Annotated in this window: 19 protein-coding genes and 2 tRNA genes; 6 read left to right on the top strand and 15 right to left on the bottom strand. The window is 66.6% G+C overall.

The features are described from left to right. Positions 1-10 precede the first annotated feature (10 nt). The 11 genes from CS1GBM4_RS04615 to CS1GBM4_RS04565 form a co-directional block, all read right to left on the bottom strand. Entirely contained in the window at positions 11-712 is a 702-nt protein-coding gene (locus CS1GBM4_RS04615) for a GntR family transcriptional regulator (RefSeq protein ID WP_186417500.1), read from the bottom strand. A gap of 214 nt (positions 713-926) precedes the next feature. Next, positions 927-2084, bottom strand: coding sequence for an AbrB family transcriptional regulator (locus CS1GBM4_RS04610; protein ID WP_186417499.1), 1158 nt, complete (start codon positions 2082-2084; stop codon positions 927-929). Further along, the gene (locus CS1GBM4_RS04605; RefSeq protein WP_186417498.1) at positions 2081-2995 is read right to left on the bottom strand and encodes a DMT family transporter; all 915 of its coding nucleotides are present in this window, start codon (positions 2993-2995) and stop codon (positions 2081-2083) included. The genes CS1GBM4_RS04610 and CS1GBM4_RS04605 overlap by 4 nt, the downstream gene beginning before the upstream one ends. Positions 2996-2997: 2 nt before the next feature. Then, entirely contained in the window at positions 2998-3999 is a 1002-nt protein-coding gene (locus CS1GBM4_RS04600; RefSeq protein ID WP_186417497.1) for an asparaginase, read from the bottom strand. Positions 4000-4032: 33 nt separating this feature from the next. Next, the gene (locus tag CS1GBM4_RS04595) at positions 4033-4743 is read right to left on the bottom strand and encodes an isochorismatase family cysteine hydrolase (RefSeq protein ID WP_186417496.1); all 711 of its coding nucleotides are present in this window, start codon (positions 4741-4743) and stop codon (positions 4033-4035) included. A gap of 24 nt (positions 4744-4767) precedes the next feature. After that, a complete protein-coding gene (locus CS1GBM4_RS04590) occupies positions 4768-5775 on the bottom strand; it encodes an ABC transporter ATP-binding protein (protein ID WP_186417495.1) in 1008 nt (335 codons plus the stop codon). A 37-nt stretch (positions 5776-5812) separates the two neighbouring features. Then, positions 5813-6859, bottom strand: a complete 1047-nt coding sequence (locus CS1GBM4_RS04585; RefSeq protein WP_244607056.1) for an ABC transporter ATP-binding protein — start codon at positions 6857-6859, stop codon at positions 5813-5815. 104 nt (positions 6860-6963) lie between these two features. Continuing rightward, on the bottom strand, positions 6964-7866 hold the full coding sequence (locus CS1GBM4_RS04580; RefSeq protein ID WP_186417493.1) for an ABC transporter permease: 903 nt from the start codon (positions 7864-7866) through the stop codon (positions 6964-6966). 10 nt (positions 7867-7876) lie between these two features. Continuing rightward, complete coding sequence (locus CS1GBM4_RS04575; protein WP_186417492.1) at positions 7877-8833, bottom strand: ABC transporter permease; 957 nt, start codon at positions 8831-8833, stop codon at positions 7877-7879. Positions 8834-8921: 88 nt separating this feature from the next. Next, a complete protein-coding gene (locus CS1GBM4_RS04570) occupies positions 8922-10529 on the bottom strand; it encodes an ABC transporter substrate-binding protein (protein ID WP_186417491.1) in 1608 nt (535 codons plus the stop codon). 410 nt (positions 10530-10939) lie between these two features. Then, positions 10940-11647 carry an isochorismatase family cysteine hydrolase gene (locus tag CS1GBM4_RS04565; RefSeq protein WP_186417490.1) on the bottom strand — a complete coding sequence of 236 codons (708 nt, stop codon included), beginning with the start codon at positions 11645-11647 and terminating at the stop codon, positions 10940-10942. Positions 11648-12028: 381 nt separating this feature from the next. On the opposite strand from CS1GBM4_RS04565, the gene CS1GBM4_RS04560 reads away from it, so the two are divergent. Genes CS1GBM4_RS04560 through CS1GBM4_RS04540 form a run of 5 tightly spaced genes read left to right on the top strand, consistent with a single transcriptional unit; the run spans position 12029 to position 16540 of the window. Continuing rightward, positions 12029-12238: a hypothetical protein gene (locus tag CS1GBM4_RS04560; RefSeq protein ID WP_186417489.1), complete on the top strand. Its 210-nt coding sequence runs from the start codon at positions 12029-12031 to the stop codon at positions 12236-12238. Position 12239: 1 nt separating this feature from the next. Then, positions 12240-13673, top strand: a complete 1434-nt coding sequence (locus tag CS1GBM4_RS04555) for an amidase (protein ID WP_186417488.1) — start codon at positions 12240-12242, stop codon at positions 13671-13673. 37 nt (positions 13674-13710) lie between these two features. Then, the gene (locus tag CS1GBM4_RS04550) at positions 13711-14790 is read left to right on the top strand and encodes a DMT family transporter (protein WP_186417487.1); all 1080 of its coding nucleotides are present in this window, start codon (positions 13711-13713) and stop codon (positions 14788-14790) included. Positions 14791-14805: 15 nt separating this feature from the next. Then, complete coding sequence (locus CS1GBM4_RS04545; protein WP_186417486.1) at positions 14806-15759, top strand: acetamidase/formamidase family protein; 954 nt, start codon at positions 14806-14808, stop codon at positions 15757-15759. Between the two features lies 1 nt (position 15760). Then, positions 15761-16540, top strand: a complete 780-nt coding sequence (locus CS1GBM4_RS04540; RefSeq protein ID WP_186417485.1) for an SDR family oxidoreductase — start codon at positions 15761-15763, stop codon at positions 16538-16540. A 47-nt stretch (positions 16541-16587) separates the two neighbouring features. Here CS1GBM4_RS04540 and CS1GBM4_RS04535 read toward each other — a convergent pair whose 3' ends face one another. From CS1GBM4_RS04535 to CS1GBM4_RS04525, 3 genes are all read right to left on the bottom strand, one after another. Further along, positions 16588-18021: an amidase gene (locus CS1GBM4_RS04535; protein ID WP_186417484.1), complete on the bottom strand. Its 1434-nt coding sequence runs from the start codon at positions 18019-18021 to the stop codon at positions 16588-16590. After that, on the bottom strand, positions 18018-18224 hold the full coding sequence (locus CS1GBM4_RS04530) for a hypothetical protein (protein WP_186417483.1): 207 nt from the start codon (positions 18222-18224) through the stop codon (positions 18018-18020). Before CS1GBM4_RS04530 ends, CS1GBM4_RS04535 begins: the two co-directional genes overlap by 4 nt. Before the next feature lie 486 nt (positions 18225-18710). Then, positions 18711-18787, bottom strand: a tRNA-Asp gene (locus CS1GBM4_RS04525). Between the two features lie 300 nt (positions 18788-19087). On the opposite strand from CS1GBM4_RS04525, the gene CS1GBM4_RS04520 reads away from it, so the two are divergent. After that, positions 19088-19163: transfer RNA gene (locus tag CS1GBM4_RS04520), tRNA-Val, on the top strand. A gap of 102 nt (positions 19164-19265) precedes the next feature. On the opposite strand, the gene CS1GBM4_RS04515 is transcribed toward CS1GBM4_RS04520, so the two are convergent. Then, on the bottom strand, positions 19266-21068 hold the full coding sequence (locus CS1GBM4_RS04515; protein ID WP_186417482.1) for a methyl-accepting chemotaxis protein: 1803 nt from the start codon (positions 21066-21068) through the stop codon (positions 19266-19268). Positions 21069-21082 lie beyond the last annotated feature (14 nt).

Genomic DNA, 21082 nt, shown 5'->3' with positions numbered 1-21082 from the left:
GCGGGTGCCATCAGGCCGCGCGGGCCTTGGCGGCCGCGGCCGGCTTGCGCGTGTCCATCTTGCGCCAATGCTCGATGATGCGCTGGCCCGAGCGGTAGACGTGTTCTGCAGCAATGCTTTCGGCGCGCACGACCTGCCCGCTCGTGATGGCGGCGAAAACCTGGCAGTGGTCGTCATGCGAACGAGCGAGAGTCGCCACGTCGAACCAGCGGAACTTGAGCTGGTTGAGCAGCGGAATCGCCCGCGACTTGCGGAGCATCATCGCCAGATGGGAGTTGCCCGAGGCCTCGATGAGCGTGTTGTGGAATCGGTCGTTCAGATCCCGCCAGACGTCCGACACCTCGTCGGTCCAATCTTCGGCGTTCTGAAGCTGCTCGCTCTCCTCCAGCACCTTGTGAATGAGGCCGCGATGGAGGTCCGACAGGCCCTGCTGCGCCACGAGACGGGCGCACAGCCCCTCGAGATCGGCCCGCACCACATAGATGCCCTCGATATCCTTGGCGGCGAAGGCCTTCACCACATAGCCGCTGTTGGGGCGATATTCGAGCAGCCCCTCGGCCGCCAGCGTGGAGAGAGCGGCCCGGATCGGTGTCCGCGACACCGCGAGAGCCTCGGCCAGATCGACCTCGTTCAGACGCGTGCCGCCGGCATAATCGCCCCCGAGCACGGCCTCCCTGAGCTTGTTCGTGACCGAGACGCCGCGCGTCGCCATGATGTGCCATCCCCTCGAAGAAGCAGCTGGCGAAGGCCTGCCGCAGCGCCGACCTGACTACGTCGGCAGCAGGCACACGCCGATCGTGTACAGTCGGGAGGCAGCTAGTGCGTTTACGGCGGCTAGTCAACGCCGGATCGGCATTATCGAGCGGTCAATGTGCATAATGCCTGCCCACCAGCTTTGAATGTATGCAATCGCCATGATCCCCAGCTCACTCCGCCGGAATTCGTGACGGCGACGAGCCGGCTTCGATACCGCGGCTGCGGAGGCGGTCCAGCAACGCGTAGACGGGGGCGGCCGCGACCATCACGACGAAGATGCGGATGATATGATGAGCGGCCACGAAGGCGACCTCGGCTTGGACCGCGAGCGCGATCAGGCTCATCTCGGCGAGCCCCCCGGGTGAATAGGCCATCAGCAGCGAGATGGCCCGATGTTCGGTCAGCCAGGATACCGCGCCGGCGCACACAGCCGTCCAGAACAGCAGGATTGCGGTCGACCCCAACGAGAGCAGGATAATGTGTCCGACGGTTCGCGACGGCGTGCCGGCAAAGCGGCAACCGATGACCACCCCCAGGATCAGCTGCGCGGCGTTCACGATCTCGAATGGCGGCTTGAAGTCGCTCCACCCCGCGAGATGGACGAGGGCGCTGGCGAGCATCGGCCCGAGAAGATATCTGGCGGGCAGGTTGAGCCTATAGCCGAGGAAACAGCCGGCGAGACCACAGCCCAAAAGCCAGAGCTCGGAGATCACGGGCGTGGAAAACAGGGAGACGGCACCCGCCATCCGGTTCAGCGACACGCTCTCCAGCCATTGAATGGCGAAGGGCAATGTCATCACGATCAGCAGAATTCGAACCGAATGGACCAGCGCGATGACCTGGCCGTCACCGCCACGCTCCTCCCCCAGGCTGATCATCTCGACCAGCCCGCCGGGCATGCCGGCGAAATAAGCCGTCGTCCGGTCATAGCCGCCCACCCTGCGGAAATACCAGACGACCGAACCGCCGCAGAGCGTGATGAAGGCCAGCAGCCCGAGGATCGCCGGCCACCACTGCAGGATGCGGGTCATCAGATCGGGGCTGAAGGCGGCGCCGAGCATGACGCCGATCACCATCGTCATGGGCGGGCGAATGACCGGCGGCGCCGCGACCGGCACGCGCATCAGCGCCGCGACCGTGCAGGTCAGCATCGGCCCCATCATCCAGGGCAGCGGAAGCGCCAGGCGCAGAAACAGCAGACCACCGCCGAAGCCCAGCACCAGAGCCAGACAGAAGCGCCGATACGGAAAGCGCGACGGTTTCAGGGCGGAGAAACCGGCCCGGACGTCGTCCAACCAAGCGGCGATCGAGGAGATCGGGGAGATCATGGGGCCTCTTCGAGCCGAGCCGCCGCGGGCACGGGTCTCGGCGCCAGATAGACAAGGGCACTCGCCGCGATGACGATCGCCGAACCGGCGAGCACGAGCATGGTCGGCACGTCCCCGAACCAGACGAAGCCGACGATCAGCGCCCACAACATCTTGGTGTAGGACAGGGGCGCGATCATCGCGACGGGCGCGTGGAAGAGCGCGCGGGTGGTCAGGTATTGGCAGGCCCCCGAGGCCAGGCCGTTGCCAATCAGCAGGGCCCACTGGGCGGACGTCGGCTGAACCCAGTTGAACGGCAGGCTCGGCAGCACCAGCAAGGCTGATCCCGCCAGGGTCCAGAAGGCGATCGCGAGCGACGTCTCGTTGCGCGAGAGATTGCGCTGCTGGATCAGCGAGAGCGCGCTGAAGACCGTGCCGATCACCGACATGCCGAGACCGAAGAGGCTGCCGCCGCCGCTCGGCCGCACCATCAGCAGGACGCCGCCCAGCCCGAGCAGCAGCGCGAGCCAGCCCAGCCGCGTCACCTTCTCGCCGAGCAGCGGTGCGGAGAGCAGCATCACCAGAACCGGCTGCAGGAAGGAGATCGCGGTGGCGTCCGCCAGAGGCATGTGGCGATAGGCCACGAAGATGAAGAGCAGCACGGCGGTGAACTGCACCGCCTGCAGCGCCATGCCCCGCCGGTTCCGGACGCGCAACGCCGACACGCCACCCAGCCCTCGCGCCATCATCAGCAGGGTGATCAGCGCGATGCCGTTGCGGAAGAAGACGATCTGGTTGACCGCAAAGCTCTCGGCCAGCGCCTTGACCACGCCGTTCAGCATCGAGAACAGCGCGAGACCGACGAGCATCATCACCACGCCGCGCCGCGCGTCACGCTCCTCCCCGAGGGTCGCCTTCAGGATCGTTCCCATCGTCAATAGGTCAGGAAGGCGCGTTCGATCTCGGCCGGCTCGGCACTGATCGTCAGCGCCAGCGCGAGCAGGAGCCGCGCCTTTTGCGGGGTGAGATTGTCCGTCGTCAGGAAGCCGGCCTCGCGCAGGCGCTTGCCCTTGAATGTGCGGCCGGATCCGGCGCGGGTCGACTGCATCACCACGACGCCGTCCGCCGCCGCCTGCTTGAGGACCTCGAAATCGGCGGGGCCGGCGAAGCCGGGAGCGAAGCCGGCGGAGACGATGCCCCTGGCGCCGGCCGCGACGAGGGCGCGCGCGGCCGTGCCGTCCGAGCCGGTATAGGCGAGGACGATATCGACGCGCGGCAGGGCGGCGAGCTCGCGGATGTCGAACTCGGTGTCCGGGGCCGCGCGCCGCATCGGCCGCCGGTAGAACACGACCGCATCGCCATCGGCATGGCCGAGAACGCCGAAATCCGGCGAGCGGAAGGTCTGCAGACGAAAAGTCGAGGTCTTGGTGACCTCTCGGGCTGCGTGGATCTCGTCGTTGAGGAGGACGAGAACGCCGAGGCCGCGCGCCTCAGGCGAGGCAGCGGTCCGGATCGCATTGGCGAGATTCATCCCGGCATCGGTCGAGAGTGCGCTCGCCGGGCGCTGCGAGCCGACGACGACCACGGGCACGGATACCTTGACCGTGAGGCTGAGGAAATAGGCGGTTTCCTCCAGCGACGCGGTGCCGTGCAGGATCACGATCCCGGCGAGATCGCGATGCTCGGCGACCAGACGATCGCACGTCAGGACAAGCGCCTTCCAATCGTCGAAGAAGATGTTCGGGCTCGGCACCGCCTTGAACGGAACGGCGACGATCTCGGCGAGCTGGGCGACTTCGGGGAACTTTGCCACGAGCGCGTCGGCGTGCAGCATCGTCTCGTTGGCGCCGTAGTCGAGGATGTCGAAGGGGCCGACTCCGACAGAACAGATCGTGCCGCCGGTCCCGACGACCGCGACTTTGGGCAGAGCAGACATGGGCTTCTCTAGGCTGCGGGCGCGTGCGCCGGTTTATTCGGCCGCCTCGCTGAAGCGGGCGTTGCTCTCCAGGCATGCGATCAGCATGTCCGTATCCATGATGTCGCCGAAGGTGAGATAGAACGCGATCAGCGAGGCGTTGTGCTCTGCGTCGGAGTTCGCGGCGTTTCCGTCCGTCACCATGATGGTCCTGAAATTCAGCATCATGGCGTCGCGCGCGGTGGACTCGCAGCAGACATTCGTCACCGTGCCGGTGATGATCAGCGTGTCGTAGCCCTGCGCCCGCAGCCTCGCCTCGAGATCGGAAGAGCCCTGGATGAAGGCGCTGAACCGTGTCTTCTGGACGATCTCGTCTTCCGGCTTGACCTCGAGATCGGCCCAGAGCTCATGACCGAGCTTGCCGGCCGACATGGACTCCACGCGAGCGGCGCGGCGCTCCGGCCTCGTCAGGTCCTCGTGGAGATGCGACCAGGAGGCCAGGCAGCTCTCATCGTGGGTGTTCTTGATCCAGAACACCTTGCCACCGGTCCGGCGCACGGCGTCGGCGATGCGATTGACGTTGGGAACGATCTCGCGCGCGGTGTCGCAGAGGGCATGCGCGACGCCCGGCATCATGAAGCCGTTCTGCAGATCGACGACGATCAGCGCCGTCCGGGCGGGATCGAGATCGGCATAGACATGCTCCACTCCGCGACGGGCGAGCACACGCTGGGTGACATGGGCGGGAATCTCGACCTTGTGCATGGCAGGTTCCTTCCTGGAGATGGTTCAGGACGACAGGATGGGCGAGCCGGCCTTGAAGCAGCAGACCGAGCGATCCGCCGCGAGGGAGGTTTCCGGCGGGCTCGCAGACCGGCACTGCTCGTCGGCGAATTTGCAGCGCGGCGCGAAGGCGCAGCCCGGCGGCAGGCGGCGCATATCCGGCGGCGAGCCGGGAATCGCCTCGATGTCGACGCCGCGCGGGCTGCCGTGCACGGACGAGGCGAGCATGCCGCGGGTGTAGGGGTGCTGCGGATCCATCAGGACGTCGCGCACCGGTCCCGCCTCCACGACGCGGCCTGCATACATCACGGCGACCCGATCGGCGATCTGGGCCGCGACGCCCAGATCGTGAGTGACGAAGATCACGCTCATGCCCATCTCGCGCTGGAGCTTGCGCAGGAGCACCAGAACCTGGATCTGAACGGTGGCGTCGAGCGCGGTCGTCGGCTCGTCGGCGAGCAACAGCTGGGGCCGGCAGGACAGCGCCATCGCGATCATCGCGCGCTGTCGAAGACCGCCGGAGAGTTCGTGCGGATAGGCCTTCAGGCGACGCTCCGGCGAGGGCACCTTGACGAATTCGAGCAGTTCCAGACCCCGCTTCAGCCCGTCGGCATAAGAGCACCCTTCGTGCTTGACCACGGTCTCGGCGATCTGGTGGCCGATCGTATAGACCGGATCGAGTGCGGTCATCGGCTCCTGAAAGATCATCGAGATCGTCGCGCCCCGGATCTGCGTCAGCTCCTTGTCGCTCAGCCCCACGATGTCATGGTCGCCAACGCGCATCCGGCCGCCGATCCTCGTGCGCCCCTTGGGCAGGAGCCGCATCAGCGCGCGCATCGTCACGGACTTGCCCGAGCCGGATTCGCCGATGATGCACAGCACCTCGCCGGGCTGGATCGCGAAAGAGACGCCGTTCACGGCCGAGACCGTGGCCTCGCGGCTGACGAATTGGACACGGAGATCCTCGACCTCGACGAGCGGCCTTGCGGCCGCAAGGGCGACGGGACCGGTCATGGCGGAGGTTGCTGTCATTGTCGTCATCGGCCTGTCCTCAAGCGGTGGCGGCGAGAGCGGCGGCGGCTTGCGGCCTGGAGACCAGCACCGGCGCCTTGCCCGCCAGGCTGTGGCCGGATCCGGGGGTCTGCACGTGGCAAGCCGCGACATGCGTGTCGGCAGGCACCGCACCCACAAGACGCGGCGAGGTCTGCTCGCAGACGCTTTCCGCCATGGGGCAGCGGGTGCGGAAGCGGCAGCCCGAGGGCGGGTTGATGGGATTGGGCGGGTCGCCGGTCAACGGCGCCTCGTGGACGCGCTCGGCGGGGTCGAAGGAGAGCCGCGAGGCCAGGAGCGCACGGGTATATGGGTGCTTGGGATGCTCGTAGATCGCGTCGACGGGACCGATCTCGACGATCTCCCCAAGATACATCACCAGGACGCGGTCCGAGATGTATTGCACCACGTCGAGATCGTGGCTGATGAACACGTAGGTCAGGTTGAAGTGACGCTTCAGCTGGCGCAGCAGGTTCAGCACCTGCGCCTCGACCGACTTGTCGAGCGCCGAAACCGCCTCGTCGAGGATCAGCAGCCGCGGCTCGAGCGCCAGGGCGCGGGCGATGTTGACGCGCTGCTTCTGGCCGCCCGAGAGCTCGTGCGGATAGCGCTGGGCGAAGAGATCGGGCTTGAGCCCGACCTTGGTGAGGAGCTCGCGCGCGATCTGCCTTGCTTGCGAGACCGGTGTGCCGTGGACCCGCGGGCCATAGGCGATCGATTCCTCCACCGGCAGCCGCGGATTGAGGGAGGAGTAGCTGTCCTGGAACACCATCTGCATGGCGCGCCGGAACTCCCTCATGGTCAGGCCGCGGACACCGCCGATCGTCTCGCCGTCGAACAGCACCTCGCCCTCGTCATACGGGATGAGGTGCATCAGGAGCCGAGCCAAGGTGGATTTGCCACAGCCCGATTCGCCGACGACGCCCAGGGTTTCGCCCTTGAGCACGGTGAAGGAGACGCCGTCGACGGCTCTGACATACCCCTGGGTCCGGTTGAGAACTCCCCCCTTGATCGCAAAGTGCTTCCTGAGATCGGACACGATCAGCATCGGCTGGGAGGGGCCGCCGCGATCACGGAGATCCCCTTCCGGAACCGAAGAGAGCTGGGGCGGGCGGGCGATCGGCGCGGTCGTCGTTGACATGGCAGCCCCTTTCACAGTCTGACGTCCATCGCCTGGCGCAGCCCATCGCTGAGCATGTTGAAGGCGAGTGAGGTGACGAAGATCATCACGCCCGGCAGAGCGCAGACGATCGGATTGACGTAGATCGACTGGCGCAGCGTCGAGAGCATCAGGCCCCAGTCCGGATGCGGTGGCTCGACGCCGAGGCCGAGGAAGGAAAGCCCCGAGGCGATCAGGATGGAAACCGAGACGAGCCCGGAGGCGTAGATGAAGATGGGCCCGAGCACGTTGCCGAGGATGTGCGTGGCGATGATGGAAGGGGTGGAGCCGCCCGTGGCCCGCGCCGCCTCGACGAAGTCGAGCCCGCGAACCTGCGAGGTGGCGGTCTCGGCGATGCGGCAGAGCGGCGGAATGAAGACCAGCGTCAGCGCGACGATGCCGTTCATCATCCCGCCGCCCATGGCGCCGGAGATCGCCACCGCCAGCAGGATCGAGGGAAAGGCGTAGAAGACGTCCATGGTGCGCATGATCGCCATGTTCAGCCGGCCGCCGATGAAGCCCGCCAGCACGCCGAGGAAGCCGCCGATCAGCGTCGCGAAGACCACCGGCACCACTCCCATCAGCAGCGACATGCGCCCGCCATGGATCAGGCGCGAGAGGATGTCGCGGCCGAGTTCGTCGGTGCCGAGATAGAAGTCGCGGAAGCCGACGGGGCGGAGGCGGAACGCCATCGAGGTCTTGTAGGGGTCCTTCGGCGCGATCCAGGGAGCGAAGACCGCCATGGCGACGATCAGGACGATGGCGAAGGCGAAGATCAGCGTCACGTAGTCATAGCGCAGGCGATAGCCGACATTCTGCCAGTAGCTGCGGACCCGGGTGGCCGGAGCCTGCTCTTCGGCGGCGAGGATACGGGTGGCGGTCGTGAAATCGGTCATGGCCACCTCCTCAGGAACGCTTGATCCGCGGGTCGACCGCCGTCTGGAACAGGTCGACGACGAGGTTGGTGAAGACGAAGACGAGCGCGAGGATCAGGATCGTGCCCTGCAGCACCGGGATGTCGCGCGTCAGGATCGCCTTGTTGAGGAGGAAGCCCGTACCCGGCCAGTTGAAGATCGTCTCGACCAGGATCGAGCCGCCCATCAGATAACCGAACTGCAACCCCATCACGGCCAGGATCTGGGGCATGGCGTTCTTCAACGCATGGCGGATCACCGCCAGTTCGCCGAGCCCCTTCGCGCGCAAGGTGTTGACGAAGTCGTTGCCCAGCACCTCCGAGACCGCCGAGCGCGTGGTGCGGGTGATCATCCCGACCGGGACCATGCAGAGCGTGACGACCGGCAGGATCACATGTTTGAAGTGAGACCAGTTGAAGAGGTCGAAGGTTTCCGAGCCGCGCGGGCCCATGCCGGTGGCGGGGAGCCAGTTCAATTCGACCGCGAAGACGATGACCAGAACGATGCCCAGCCAGTAGTTCGGGATCGAGACGCCGACGATCGAGAGCGCCGTGACGCCGCGGTCGGTCGCGCCGCCGCGGTAATAGGCCGCCAAAGTGCCGAGAACGAAGGCGATGGTGAAGGCGAGCACTACCGCTCCGAATGAGAGGAAGACCGTGTTGCCGAGCGCGCGCAGGACCTCGTCGATGACGGGCCGGTTGGACTGGATCGAGACGCCAAGATCACCGGCGACCGCCCGCGTCAGCCAGGTCCAGTACTGGACCGGCAGCGGCCGATCGAAGCCGTAGGTCTTCATGATGAGATCGACGACCTCCTGGCTGGCATCGGCCGGCAGCAGCATCTGAACGGGATTGCCGGGAGCCAGGAAGACGAGCGCGAAACAGAAGACCGTGACGCCGATCGCAATGGGGACCGCGTAGACGATGCGACGGGCAATGTAGTGCCACATGGAGGTCTCCTTTGGTGGGCTCTGTCCTGGATCGCATTTTGGCTCGGGACAGCGGCCCTGCCGGGCCGCCTTCCGGTGGCGGGGCCGGTCAGTTCGTCGTGCCGACCGTGATCGGGGTCAGGTCCTGGAACCAGCTCTGGGCCTGCACGAAGCCCTTGAGCTTCGGCGACAGCGCTCGCGGGTTCAGATCATGGGTGACGAAGAGCATGGCCGCGTCCTCGTTCATGATCTCGTGGACGCGCGTGATCATCGCGTCCCGCTTGGGCTGGTCGAACGTATTGTAGATGTCGGTGATCAGCTTCTCGATCTCAGGGCTCTCGTAGTGCCCCCAGTTGCCGCCAGCCGGCGCCCATTGCTTGCGCATGACGAAGCGGAAGATTCCCGAGAAAGGATCCTGCGTGGCGCGGCTGACGTTGACGGCATGGTAAGCGGGAAACTTCTCGCGACCCTTGAAGGTCACGTCGAGCAGCGCGTTCCAGTCCATCACCTCGAGCTTGACCTTGAAGCCGACGGCCTCGAGCTGGGACTTCACCAGTTCGTTCATCGGCAAGGGCTGCATCTGGCCCGATCCCGAGGTCGAGATCGCCAGCGTGACCTCGCACGGGTAGCACTTCGCCTCCTTGAGCAGCGCGGTCGCCTTCTTCTGGTCGAGCTTGTAGAGGAACGGCTTGCCGAAATAGGGCGAGCTCGGCGGCGCCGTCGCATAGCCCTCCTGGGCCAGCCCGTTCAGCATCTCGACCATCTCGCGGCGATCCATGGCAAAGTTCGCCGCCTGCCGGACGCGCTTGTCCTTGAACGGGCCATCGACGAAGTTGAACTGGTAGTGCCAGTTGTGCGGGTAAGGCAGGGTGATGACCCGCATGCCGGCCGACTGCAGCCGCGCGATCGTATCCGGCGACGGCGCCTCGATGAAGTCGACCTGGCCCGACAACAGCGCAGCGGCGCGCGTCGTCGCCTCGGGCATCGGCTGCAGAACCAGCCGATCGTGCTTGGGAATGCGCCGGGGGTTCCAGTAGCTTTCGTTGCGGATCAGTTCGAGGCGCTCGCGCGGCACGATCCCCGCAAAGCGGTAGGGACCGGTGCCGGACGGCATCTGCGCGTACTTCTCGTACGAGCCTGCCTTCTCGAACTGCGCCTTGGAGATCATCATCCAGAAGCTCATCTGGATGTAGAAGAGCGAGTCAGGCTCCTTGGTGATGATCGCGATCGTGTAATCATCGATCTTCTCGGCACGGTCGATATTGACGGTACGGGTCCGCATCGCCGCGAACTGCTTTGCGTTGAAGTGCGGCACCTTCTCGTCGATCAGGCGCGCAATGTTCCAGAGCACGACATCGGCATTGAAATCCGAGCCGTCGTGGAACTTGACGTCCTTGCGCAGCTCGAAAATCCAGCGCCGGTTGTCCTTGGGATCAATCTCCCATTTGGTGGCGAGGCCCGGCGTCAGCGAAGCCTCCACGTCCGAGCGGGACAGGTCCCACAGGATCAGGGAGTCGTAGAGCGTGTAGCCGACGAACCGATATCCCTCGAAGCCCTGGTCGGGCTGGCCGGTCACATCGGGGATATCGCCCGCCGTCATGGCGACGCGCAACGTGGTCTCGGCCCGGGCGGGGGCCGAAACGGCCGCGACGGCGGCTGTCAGCCCCAATGCGAGCCCGGCAGCGCAACCACGGTACGTCCTGATGAATCGAAGCATGCGGGGATCCCTCCGAATGTGCGGGCGAGGTCGTCGGCGGTGTCCCGGGAATTTAGCAAGGCCCGTGCCAAGTCGTGCGAATTGTGTCCAATCTCTAAAGTGCCCACCTCCCCGCGGCGCGGCGCCATGTTGCCGGAGCGGCGCCGATTAGCGCGCATATGCGCATATTTTGCTCTGTTCTGCCGAGATCGAACGGCTCTGGCGCCGTGCAAAGGGTGGAGAGCGAAACTCGGCCGCCGCTCTATTGCACACAATTTTATCACCGGAACGCCGAATCTAGGCAATCCGGAGGAGCGCATCGCAATCACCGTGCTGCGCTGCACAATCTTTTGCCGATAAAGCGAGCGCGAGCGACGACCGCGCTCGCGAAAAGGCGCGGCAGCCCGACCGACAAGCGGCCGGGCCGAACGTCATTCGGCCGCCTGCGGCAGCGCTGCACCGGCGTCGAGCGCCGCGATCACGTCCAGGGTCGACTGAACATCGCCGAAAAGCGCCAGAATGTTGCCGAGCGTCGCATTGTGCTCTTCATCCGTGCGGCAGGCATTGGCATCCGACACGAAGACGACCTTGTAATTCATCATCATGGCGTCACGCGCGGTGGATTCGCAGCAGACATTCGTGGCGGTTCCTACGATGATCAGGGTGTCGATGCCGCGTTCCTGCAATTGCGCGTGCAATCCGGACGAGCCTTCGACGAAAGCGCCGAAGCGCTGCTTCTCGACCCTCCAGTCCTGAGGCATGACCTCGAGCTCCGGATAAATGGCGTGACCAAAGCTGCCGCGCGTGAAGGCGGCAATCATGCGCTCCCTGAATTCGCCCCGGGTGAAATTGTCGAACCACACGCACCATTCAGCCTGCGTGGCCTCGGTGATGGTGTTCTGGATATAGACGACGAGGCCGCCCGCCGCCCGCAGCGCTTGGCCGATCCGGTTGACGTTGGGCACGATCTCGCGGGCATAGGGGATTTCAGCCGGCTGCCCCGGCGCCATGAAGCCGTTCTGCAGATCCACCACGACCAGCGCCGTTCGGGCCGGCTCTAACGCCTCGAACAGCCTGACCTTGCCGCGGCGTTCGACGACGCGCTGGAGAACATAGTCCGGGATTGCGATGGTGTGCATCGGTCGCTCCTGATCCGAGGGAGAAGGCAGTCGCCTCGTCCGAAGCGCGGGCGACGACGCCTCCCCGCCAGCAGCAAGTGCCGTGCCATGCGCGCCTGATTGCATCCAATGCAGCACTGACGCGAAACTAGACACATGCCCGAAAGGCCGCCCTGCGGCCCGGGAGTCCGAAACGAAAGCCCCTCGCATCCGGCCACTTCACACGCAAATTCACCCAGCATGTGGTTGACGCGCGTGAACGCATCACCTCAGGGCCGCGCTGAGAATCTGGGCAGCCGCCGACCCGACCGCGCCGCGCGCCAGCCATTTTGGATACAATCATGCTCATTATGGCATGACGGTTGCATACCGTTCCCAGAGCATTGCAACAGGGGACTGGCGATGGGCGAGATGAGCGCAGCCGATCTGAAACTCGAACTGGAGATGCTGCTGCGCCGCTCCGGCGTGACGGTTCCTGCGGACCGCATGGACGCGGTCCTGTCCGGCTACGCGGACCTCAAGCGGATGTGTGCGCTGCTTCGCCAGCCGCGCACGGCGGCGGCTGAGCCCTCCAATGTCTTCTCCCTCGTCACCCTGATGAAAGGCGCCTGACATGACCGCCACCGGGACGGCCAAACCCCTGCACGAACTCTCGATCGCCGAGGCAGGCGCCGCCCTGCGGGCCGGGACGGTCACCGCGACCGCGCTCGTCCAGGATGCGCTGGCCCGCATCGCAGCGCTCGACGGTGCGCTCAACAGTTTCATCACTGTGACGGCCGAGCGCGCCCTCGCCGATGCCGAGGCCGCTGACGCGGCCTTCCGGGCCGGGGTCGATGCCGGACCGATGCAGGGCGTGCCCTATGCGCTGAAGGACATCTACGACACGGCCGGCATCCGTACGACCTGCCACTCCAAGCTGCTCGTCGACAATATCCCGACAGCCGATGCGGTGGTCGCGGCGAAGCTGAAGGAAGGCGGCGGCGTGCTGCTCGGCAAGCTCTCGACCCACGAATTCGCCCTCGGCGGCCCGAGCTTCGATCTGCCCTTCCCGCCGGCGCGAAACCCCTGGAACCCCGATCACATTCCGGGTGGATCGTCGTCAGGCTCCGGCGCAGCAGTGGCGGCCGGCTTGTGCCGCATGGCGATGGGGTCGGATACCGGCGGCTCGATCCGCGGGCCGGCCGCCTATTGCGGAACGGTCGGGCTGAAGCCGACCTATGGGCTGGTTTCGCGGCGCGGCGTCTTCCCGCTCTCCTATACGCTCGACCATTGCGGTCCGCTGAGCTGGACGGTCGAGGATGCTGCGATCGCGATGGAAGTCATCGCCGGCCACGATCCGCTCGACCCCGCGAGCGCGGAGGTGCCGAAGCCCGACTTCCGCAGCGGACTGGACGGCGACGTGAGCGGTCTCAGGATCGCGCTTCCACGCCATTTCTTCGCGCAAGCGGAAGGCGTCTCGCCCGAGGTCGTCGCCGCCATCGACAACGCCGCCGGCCTGCTGGCGCGCGCGGGAGCGCAGGTCGACGAGGTAACCATCCCCGATTACGCGCTCTTCAACGCAGTCGGCAGGGTGATCATGTTCTCGGAGGCCTTCGCCATCCACGAGAAGGATTACCGCGAGCGGCCCCTGGATTTCGGCCGCCTGACCTTCACACGCATGGTCCTGGGCGCGACGACCAGCGCCGCCGACCTCACTCAGGCCTATCGGCTGCGCCGGGAACTCGCAGTCGCGATCAATCGGGAACTGCTCAAGCGCTACGATGCGATCCTGTGCGCTTCGGCTCTCGCGCCAGCGGCGCGCTTCGACAGCATGTCGGAGGCCGTCCCGCCGAACTGGCCCATCCAGACCATGCCGTTCAACGTTACGGGCAATCCGGCCATGTCGATGCCGGCGGGCTTCTCGACATCGGGACTGCCGCTAGCCGTCCAGATCGTCGGGCGTCCATTCGACGAGCCGACGGTGCTGCGTATCGGCGCGCAGCTCGAGCAGGCGCTCGCGCTGACCGGTCTGCGGCCGGCCGTGGCTGCGCTGCGGCAGGCGGCTTGACCCCCGCGCCGAACGAACTCCGCGCCAAGGCCGGCCGATGAGCGAGGGCAACGCCTTGCGATGTGAGTTCGACGCGACCAGCGAGGAGATTCCGGTGCCGGCGATGGAGCCGGAGGAGCTTGCGGCGGAGGGGCCGGTCTCGGCGCCGCTCCCCGCCGCCGGCGCGGCCGTGACGGTGGGCAGGCCGGGCCTGTTCATGCGCGCCCATGGCTGGTGGGGCACCGCGGCGCCCAATCTGCGCGGCACCCTGCTGATGATCGCGGCGTTCGCCGTCTTCACGGCGATGATGACCCTGATCAAGCTGGCCGGTGGCCGGGTGCCGCTGCCGCAGATCCTGATCGTGCGCCAGCTGGTGATGACGCTGATCCTCGGCGTGATGGTCGGCCCCGCGCTGCCGCGGATCATGCACACGAAACGGCCGGGGTTGCAGATCCTGCGTGGCTTGTTCTCGCTCGGTGCGATGCTCTGCGGCTTCACCGCCATGATCTCCCTGCCGATGGCGGAGGCGACGGCACTGGGCTTCGTGCAGGTGCTTTTCGTGACACTGCTCGCCATTCTCGTCCTCGGGGAAGTGGTCGACCGACGCCGCTGGATCGCCATGGCCATCGGCTTCGTGGGTGTGCTGATCATGCTGCGGCCTTCCGGCGAAGCGATGAACGGCTATTCGCTGCTCGCCATCCTCGGCGCATTGTTCGGCGCCGGCATCACCGTCTCGGTCCGCATTCTGGGCCATACCGAGCGCACGGAGACGATCCTGTTCTGGCAGGGCGTCGTGGTGCTGATGGCCCTCGGCCTGCCCGCCCTGTTGCTCTGGACGCATCCGACGCCGGCCGAATGGGGCCTTCTGATCGGCATCGGCATCGTCGGCACGGCCGGTCAATGGTGCGTCACCCGCGCCTATCAGCTGGGCGAAGCCTCCGCCCTGGCTCCGCTCGACTTCGTCCGCCTGCTGCTGGCCACGGCGAGCGGCTACCTCGTCTTCGCCGAAATGCCGCAGCTGTTGACCATGATCGGAGCAGCGCTGGTCGTGGGGGGCACCATCTATACGATGCGCAGCAACGCCAGCGGGCCGCCTCGGGCGATCACGCCATTGCCCAACACCCTGCCCTCTCCCTGAAGCGGACGACAGCGCATGACACATCACCATCTCAAGGCCAGCGGCGCCACCTGCCATTGGGGCTTCTTCGATGCGACGCTGAAACCGAAGCTCGTGATCGCCAGCGGCGACTCCGTCACCATCGACACGGTGACGGGCGCGCCGGAGGTCCAGCCCGAGTCGGGCGCCGGTTTCACCACGCCTGCGGAGATCGCTGACGTTCACGCTCATGCCGAGAAGACCCTGCCGGGCCACATCCTGACGGGGCCGATCGCGGTCGAAGGCGCCAGGCCCGGTCATGTGCTCGAGGTGCGGATCGACGATGTCCAGCTCCGCCAGGACTGGGGATACAATGTGATACGCCCGCTCGCCGGCACGCTGCAGAGCGATTTTCACGACGTTCGACTCCTGCACATCCCGCTCGACCTCAACGCGAAGATTGGCAAGCTGCCCTGGGGTCTCGAACTGCCGCTCGCCCCCTTCTTCGGCGTCATGGGCACCGCGCCGCCGCCTGCCTGGGGCCGCGTGTCCTCGATCGTGCCGCGCGCCTTCGGCGGCAACCTCGACAACAAGGAGATGGTCGCGGGCGCAACGATCTTCCTTCCCGTCTTCGCCGAGGGCGGTCTGTTCTCTTGCGGAGACGGCCATGCGGCACAAGGCGACGGGGAGGTTTGTGTCACGGCGATCGAAACCGCTCTGCAGGGCCGCTTCACCTTCATCCTGCGCGACGACCTCAGCTTCACCTATCCACGGGCGGAAACGCCGACGCATTACCTCACGATGGGCATGGATCCCGATCTCGACCGATGTGCCGAGATGGCGCTCCGCGACATGATCGTGCTCATCGGCGAGGTCGCGGGACTGTCGCGAGAGGACGCCTATACGCTGTGCTCCCTCGCTGCCGACCTGCGCGTTACGCAGACGGTCAACGGCTCGAAGGGCATCCACTGCATGCTCGCCAAGGCCCTGCTCGCGCCGAAGGCCAGGTGACATGGACCTTGGTCTGCAGGGAAGGATCGCACTCGTCACCGGCGGCAGCCGCGGCATCGGCAAGCAGACCGCGCTCCTGCTCGCCACAGAGGGGGTACGGCTCGCGCTCGCCGCGCGCGGCGAGGAGACGCTCGCCGAAGCGGCCGCCAGTATCCGGGAAGCGGGCGGAGAGGTCATCACGATCCAGGCGGACCTTCGCAGCCCGGCGGAATCGGCCCGGGTCGTCGCGGAGACGATCAGCAGCTATGGCAGGCTCGATATTCTCGTCGCCAACGCCGGAGGCAGCATCGGCGAGCGCGATTTCGCCGCCGCCTCAGATGCCGACTGGGAGGAGACCTTCCGCTTCAATGTCGGCCATGCCGTCGCCGCATTGCGCGCCGCAACGCCCGCCCTCGCCCGCAGCGAGATCGGCAATGCCGTCTTCGTCGCCTCGATTTCCGGGCGTGCCCCGGCATCGCGCGGCGCCCAATACGCCGCCGCGAAGGCCGGCCTCATCCACGCCGCCCGCTCGCTCGCCTGGGAGCTCGGGCCGCACGGCATCCGCGTCAACGCGGTCTCGCCGGGCTCGACCCTGTTCCCGGGCGGCGGGTGGGAGCGCCTCCGCGCCGAGCGGCCGGAAGAATTCGCCAAGTTCGAGGCCGAGGATTTTCCGGCGAGGCGGCTCGCCACGGTGCGGGAGATTGCCGATGCCATCGCCTTTGTGGTCTCGCCGCGCGCGTCCGGGATCAACGCAGCGGATATCCAGGTCGACGGCGGTCAGCGCCGCCCCTCGCTGCGCTGACAGGCACGCCGTGCCGGCTGCGGGCCGGCACGGCGCTGCCCTGCTCCTCAGGACGCGTGCCGCGGCAGGCGGCGGTGCCAGTCCGTGTCGCGCTGATAGGCGTCGGCGATCCTGAGCACGCGCGCCTCGGCGAAGGGCCGGCCCTGGATCTGGAAACCGATGGGCAGGCCGTTCGAGTCGAAGCCGCAGGGGATGCTGACCGACGGCAGGCCGAGATAGTTGATCGGCCTGGTGTTGAGCGAGACATCCTGAAAGGTCTCGATGGCACCCGTTGTCCCGGCGTCGATGTCGGTCGCGAGGAGCGTCGGAACCTTCATGCGCAAGGTGGGCGTGATGAAGGCGTCGCATGCTCCGAACACCTCGGCCGCGACCGCCTTCAGGATGGCTCCGCGCCGGGCGACGGCCTCGACATAATAGGTGCCGGGAATGCCCTGCGAGGGGTAGAGCCGGCCGCTGAGATGCACGGCATAATCCTGCGGGCGCTCGCGCATCCACTGAGCGTGGATGGTGCCTCCCTCCACGCGCGAGACGATGCCGCCATAGGCCGCGACGGCGTCCATATGCGGGATCGTCACCGGCACGATCACGGCACCGCGGGCCTCCAGCACCGCGACTGCGGCATCGAAGGCGGCCTGGACCTCGGGATCGATGGCGTCGAAGAAGTAGTTCGTCGGAACGCCGATGCGCATCCCCCGAACATCGCCGGTCAGCGCGGCCTCGTAGTCGGGAATGGGCTCCCTGGCCGAGGTCGGGTCCTTCGGATCATGGCCCGCGATCACAGCGAGGAAGCGGGCCGCGTCGCGCGCCGTCTGCGTCAGTGGGCCGACATTGTCGGCGGAGAAGGACAACGGCATCACACCATGGCGCGAGACTCGGGTCTGCGTAGGCTTGATGCCGGTGACGCCGCAGATCGCGGCGGGAAGCCGGATCGAGCCGCCGGTATCGGAGCCGAGCGCCCCATAGACCAGCCGCGCCGCGACGGCGGCGCCCGAGCCCGACGACGAGCCGCCGGTGCAGTAGTCGGGATGCCAGGGATTGCGGCAATGGCCGTAATGCTGGTTGTGCCCGGTCGGATTCTGAGCAAACTCGGCCATGTTCAGCCCTCCGAGCGTGACCGAGCCGGCCTCCTCCAGCTTCTCAAGGACGGTTGCCGTATAGGTCGGGCGGAAGTCCTTGCGGATGGCCGAACCGCAGGTCGAGAGCTTGCCGGCCTTGTAGTACATGTCCTTGTGGGCCATCGGCACGCCGTGAAGCGGCCCCAGCACCGCGCCGGATTTCCGCTTCTTGTCGAGCGCCTCGGCCGCCTCGAGCGCGGCGGCACCCTCGAGCCAGATTGCCGAGTTGATGGCCTCGTCCACGCGCGCGAACGCTTCCAGCGCGACGGTGGTGAGTTCGACGGCGGTGACCGAGCCGTCCTTGAGCGCATCGGCCGCGTCGGTCAGCGACAGATGCAGCAGGGAGCTTTTCGCCGGCGCATTCATGGCCGCGGCTCCTTCGTCGCCTGGAGAGCGGCCTCGAAGCTCGACGGCTCATCCTCGAAGGCAAGCTGCCCCCGCAGGGCCGTGAACGCCGCAATCGTGCCGGCCAGCGCATCGGCCATGACGCCCGCCGCCTCGTTCGGCTGTTCGATACCCGACCAGGTTTGGCTCTGCGCGGCGACAATCACTCGCAAAGGAGTCTGCATGCCTCTCTCCCATCTGTAGGCGTGACGACAACAGGTTTGATTGTATGCAAACAGCGTGCCCAAGTTCGCGATCGAGCGTCCGAACGCCATATTTGGATACATTTGAATGGCAAGAATGCCGGACACGGACGAGTGCGACCGTCCCGCCGATGCTGCGCAGGCCGTGTCCGATCGCGCCAAATGCTCGGGCCGACCTGTTCCATGGACCGAGCGGTTCTCCAACGCTGGTCGCAGGCCCTCGAGCATCGGCAATCTCAGCCCGGCCGAGTTCGAAAGGACACTGGAACTAGCTCAACCGAGCGTCCACACAACTGGCAGCAGGCCAAAACCGACAACCCGGTCAACATCGCCGCCGCGCAAAATGTCGATGCCAATCGTCGCGAAGGCCGCGCGAAGCTCAAAGAGAACGGATCGGGGCGGAAAGTGTAACGAGACCGCTCACAGAAGCGCAATGAACGCGCCGCCAAGCTAATCTTTTGATTTAAATGGCGCGGGCGACGGGGCTCGAACCCGCGACCTCCGGCGTGACAGGCCGGCACTCTAACCAACTGAGCTACGCCCGCGCGGGCGGCTGAGGAACATGTCCTCGGCGGCGTTGGGATTATGGCCCCCGGCCCTGCCTGTCAAGCACCGAAGCCGTCAAATTATCGATCGCCTGCAAAGCGCAGCGAAAGGGGGCCGAAACCGGCGCGATCTGCGAGTCCCGAGCCACGAGAGCGCAAGGCAACCCGCGCCCGCCCCCACCATGGCGGCGAATCTCGGTGACGGCCTCTGCTCGGTCCGGAGCTCGCAGCCGAGCAAAGGCGTCGCGGGCCGTCTCTGTCGCTTGCGAAGCCGGACGGGTGGCCTTAAACGGCGGGCAAGGGCGGTTAGCTCAGTCGGTAGAGCGCCTCGTTTACACCGAGGATGTCGGCGGTTCGAGCCCGTCACCGCCCACCAGTCTTCCCTTTTCGTCTGCCGGATCGGCAGGGCCGACGTGTGAACGGATCCGCCTGTCCTCGGCCGACGGCATGGCACGCAGGCGCCGCCGGGCCATCGCGCCTACAGCGCCTTGAGCTCGTCGGCGAAGGCGTGGGCACGTCGGTCGAGCCGACCGGCCGCATCGTCGACTCGCCGGGAGGCCGTCTCGAGGGCGAGAAGGCTTTGCTGGGTCGAGGCCGCGGAATCGCGAATATGGTCGAGCGTCTCGAGCAGCGAGCGCGCCTCGGTGAAGACCCCGCGCAGATGCTGACCGACATCGGTCGAGACCCTGGCGTGCTCGCGCAGCTTGCCGCCGAGCGTTTCGGTGATCTCATTGTCGTCGGTCAGGCTGGCCATGATCGAACCGATCGAGCCTGCGACATCCGCCGTCGTGCTGCGAACGGCGCCAATGCGCGCAGTGATATCGGCGGTCGCGCCGGCCGTCCGATTGGCGAGTTGTTTGACCTCGGCGGCGACCACCGCGAAGCCCTTGCCGGCGTCTCCGGCGCGCGCCGCTTCGATCGTCGCGTTGAGCGCCAGAAGATTGGTCTGCGCGGCGACGTCGCCGATCAGGCCGACGATGTCGCCGATCCCCGAGACATCGTCGGCCAGGCGGTGCATCAGCCGTTCGGTCTCGCGCGAATACTGCATGACGTTCTCGGTTCGGCGGGACGATGCCTCGAGGTGGGCCTCGACATGGTTCACCGCCAGCTCGACCGCCTCGGTACGAGCGAGCACGTTCGAGCCGGCCGCATCGAGGCGGTTGGCCTGGGCCCCGGCCCGAGCGACGACGTCGGAACTGGTCCCGGACAGGACCGCCATCTCGTCGACCGCCTTGCGCACGGCCAGCGACGAGCTCGCGACCTCGGCGTGCAGCTGGCGCAATTCGCTGTCGAACTCGGAGGCGAAGGCTTCGAGCTTCGCGGCTCGCTCGATCCTCGCCTCGGCCTGCCGGCTGGCGGCGTGCTGCAGGGCGATGCCATGCTTGCGGTGCTGCTTCAGCACGGCGATCGCGCGGGCGACGGTACCGAGTTCGTCGCGGCGGCGCGTATGCGGGATATCGAGATCGATCCGATCCTCGGCGAGATCGCCGATCGCCCCGGTCAGATCCCGCAGCGGCGCTATCACCCGCATCGTCACGACGAGAACGACGCCACACAGGAGGAGCATGGCCAGGGCCGCGCCGATGGTCAGGCGCAGGGCTATGCTCTGCGCTTCCGACGCGGCAGCCGCCAGCGGCTGCTTCAGCTCGATCATGCCGCGCACGTCGCCGACCTTCCAGTCGCGCTTCGGCGACTGCGGATGGCTGTTGTGGCAATCGACGCAGCTCTGCGCCATTCGATCGGCGATCGCGACGCGTAGCACGGCATCGACGCCGCTCCCCTCGATCCGGCTGAAGGCGGTATCGCGCTCTTCTGACAAGGCGCGCCAGGCGGCCAGCTGAAAATCGTCGAACGGCAACCTGTCCTTGCGGCCGGGCCACGGAAAGGGGCTGATCAACCGCACCTCGCCGCCGGCCGCCATCTGCCTGCTGAAATCGAGGATGAAGGTGGTCGGCACGGGAACCCTGCCGGGGATACCGAGATATTCGGCCTGCGCCTCGACATCGCCGGCGCCGGCGCCGGCGATCTTGGCGGCGACATGATCCGAATAGAAGGCGCGCAGCGAGAGCAACTGCGCCGCGGTCGCGATGGCGCGTTCACGCGCCGCCCTGGTCTCGACCGAGACGATGGATCGCGGAACATAGAACGCGATGGCCGCGACGAGCGCGGCGCTCGCCAGCAGGATCGGCAACAATATCGACCAGCGCAGCGACCGGAAACCAAACCGGCCCGCCCGGCGCGCCCGCTCGGCAGGCGCCCGCTCACCCGCAATCACAGCCATTGCTCTGTCGCCCC

Source organism: Allobosea sp. CS1GBMeth4, from assembly GCF_900185715.1.
GTDB lineage: Bacteria > Pseudomonadota > Alphaproteobacteria > Rhizobiales > Beijerinckiaceae > Allobosea.
Note: the sequence above shows the minus strand (reverse complement) of the source record. Positions and strands in the feature narration are given on the sequence as shown.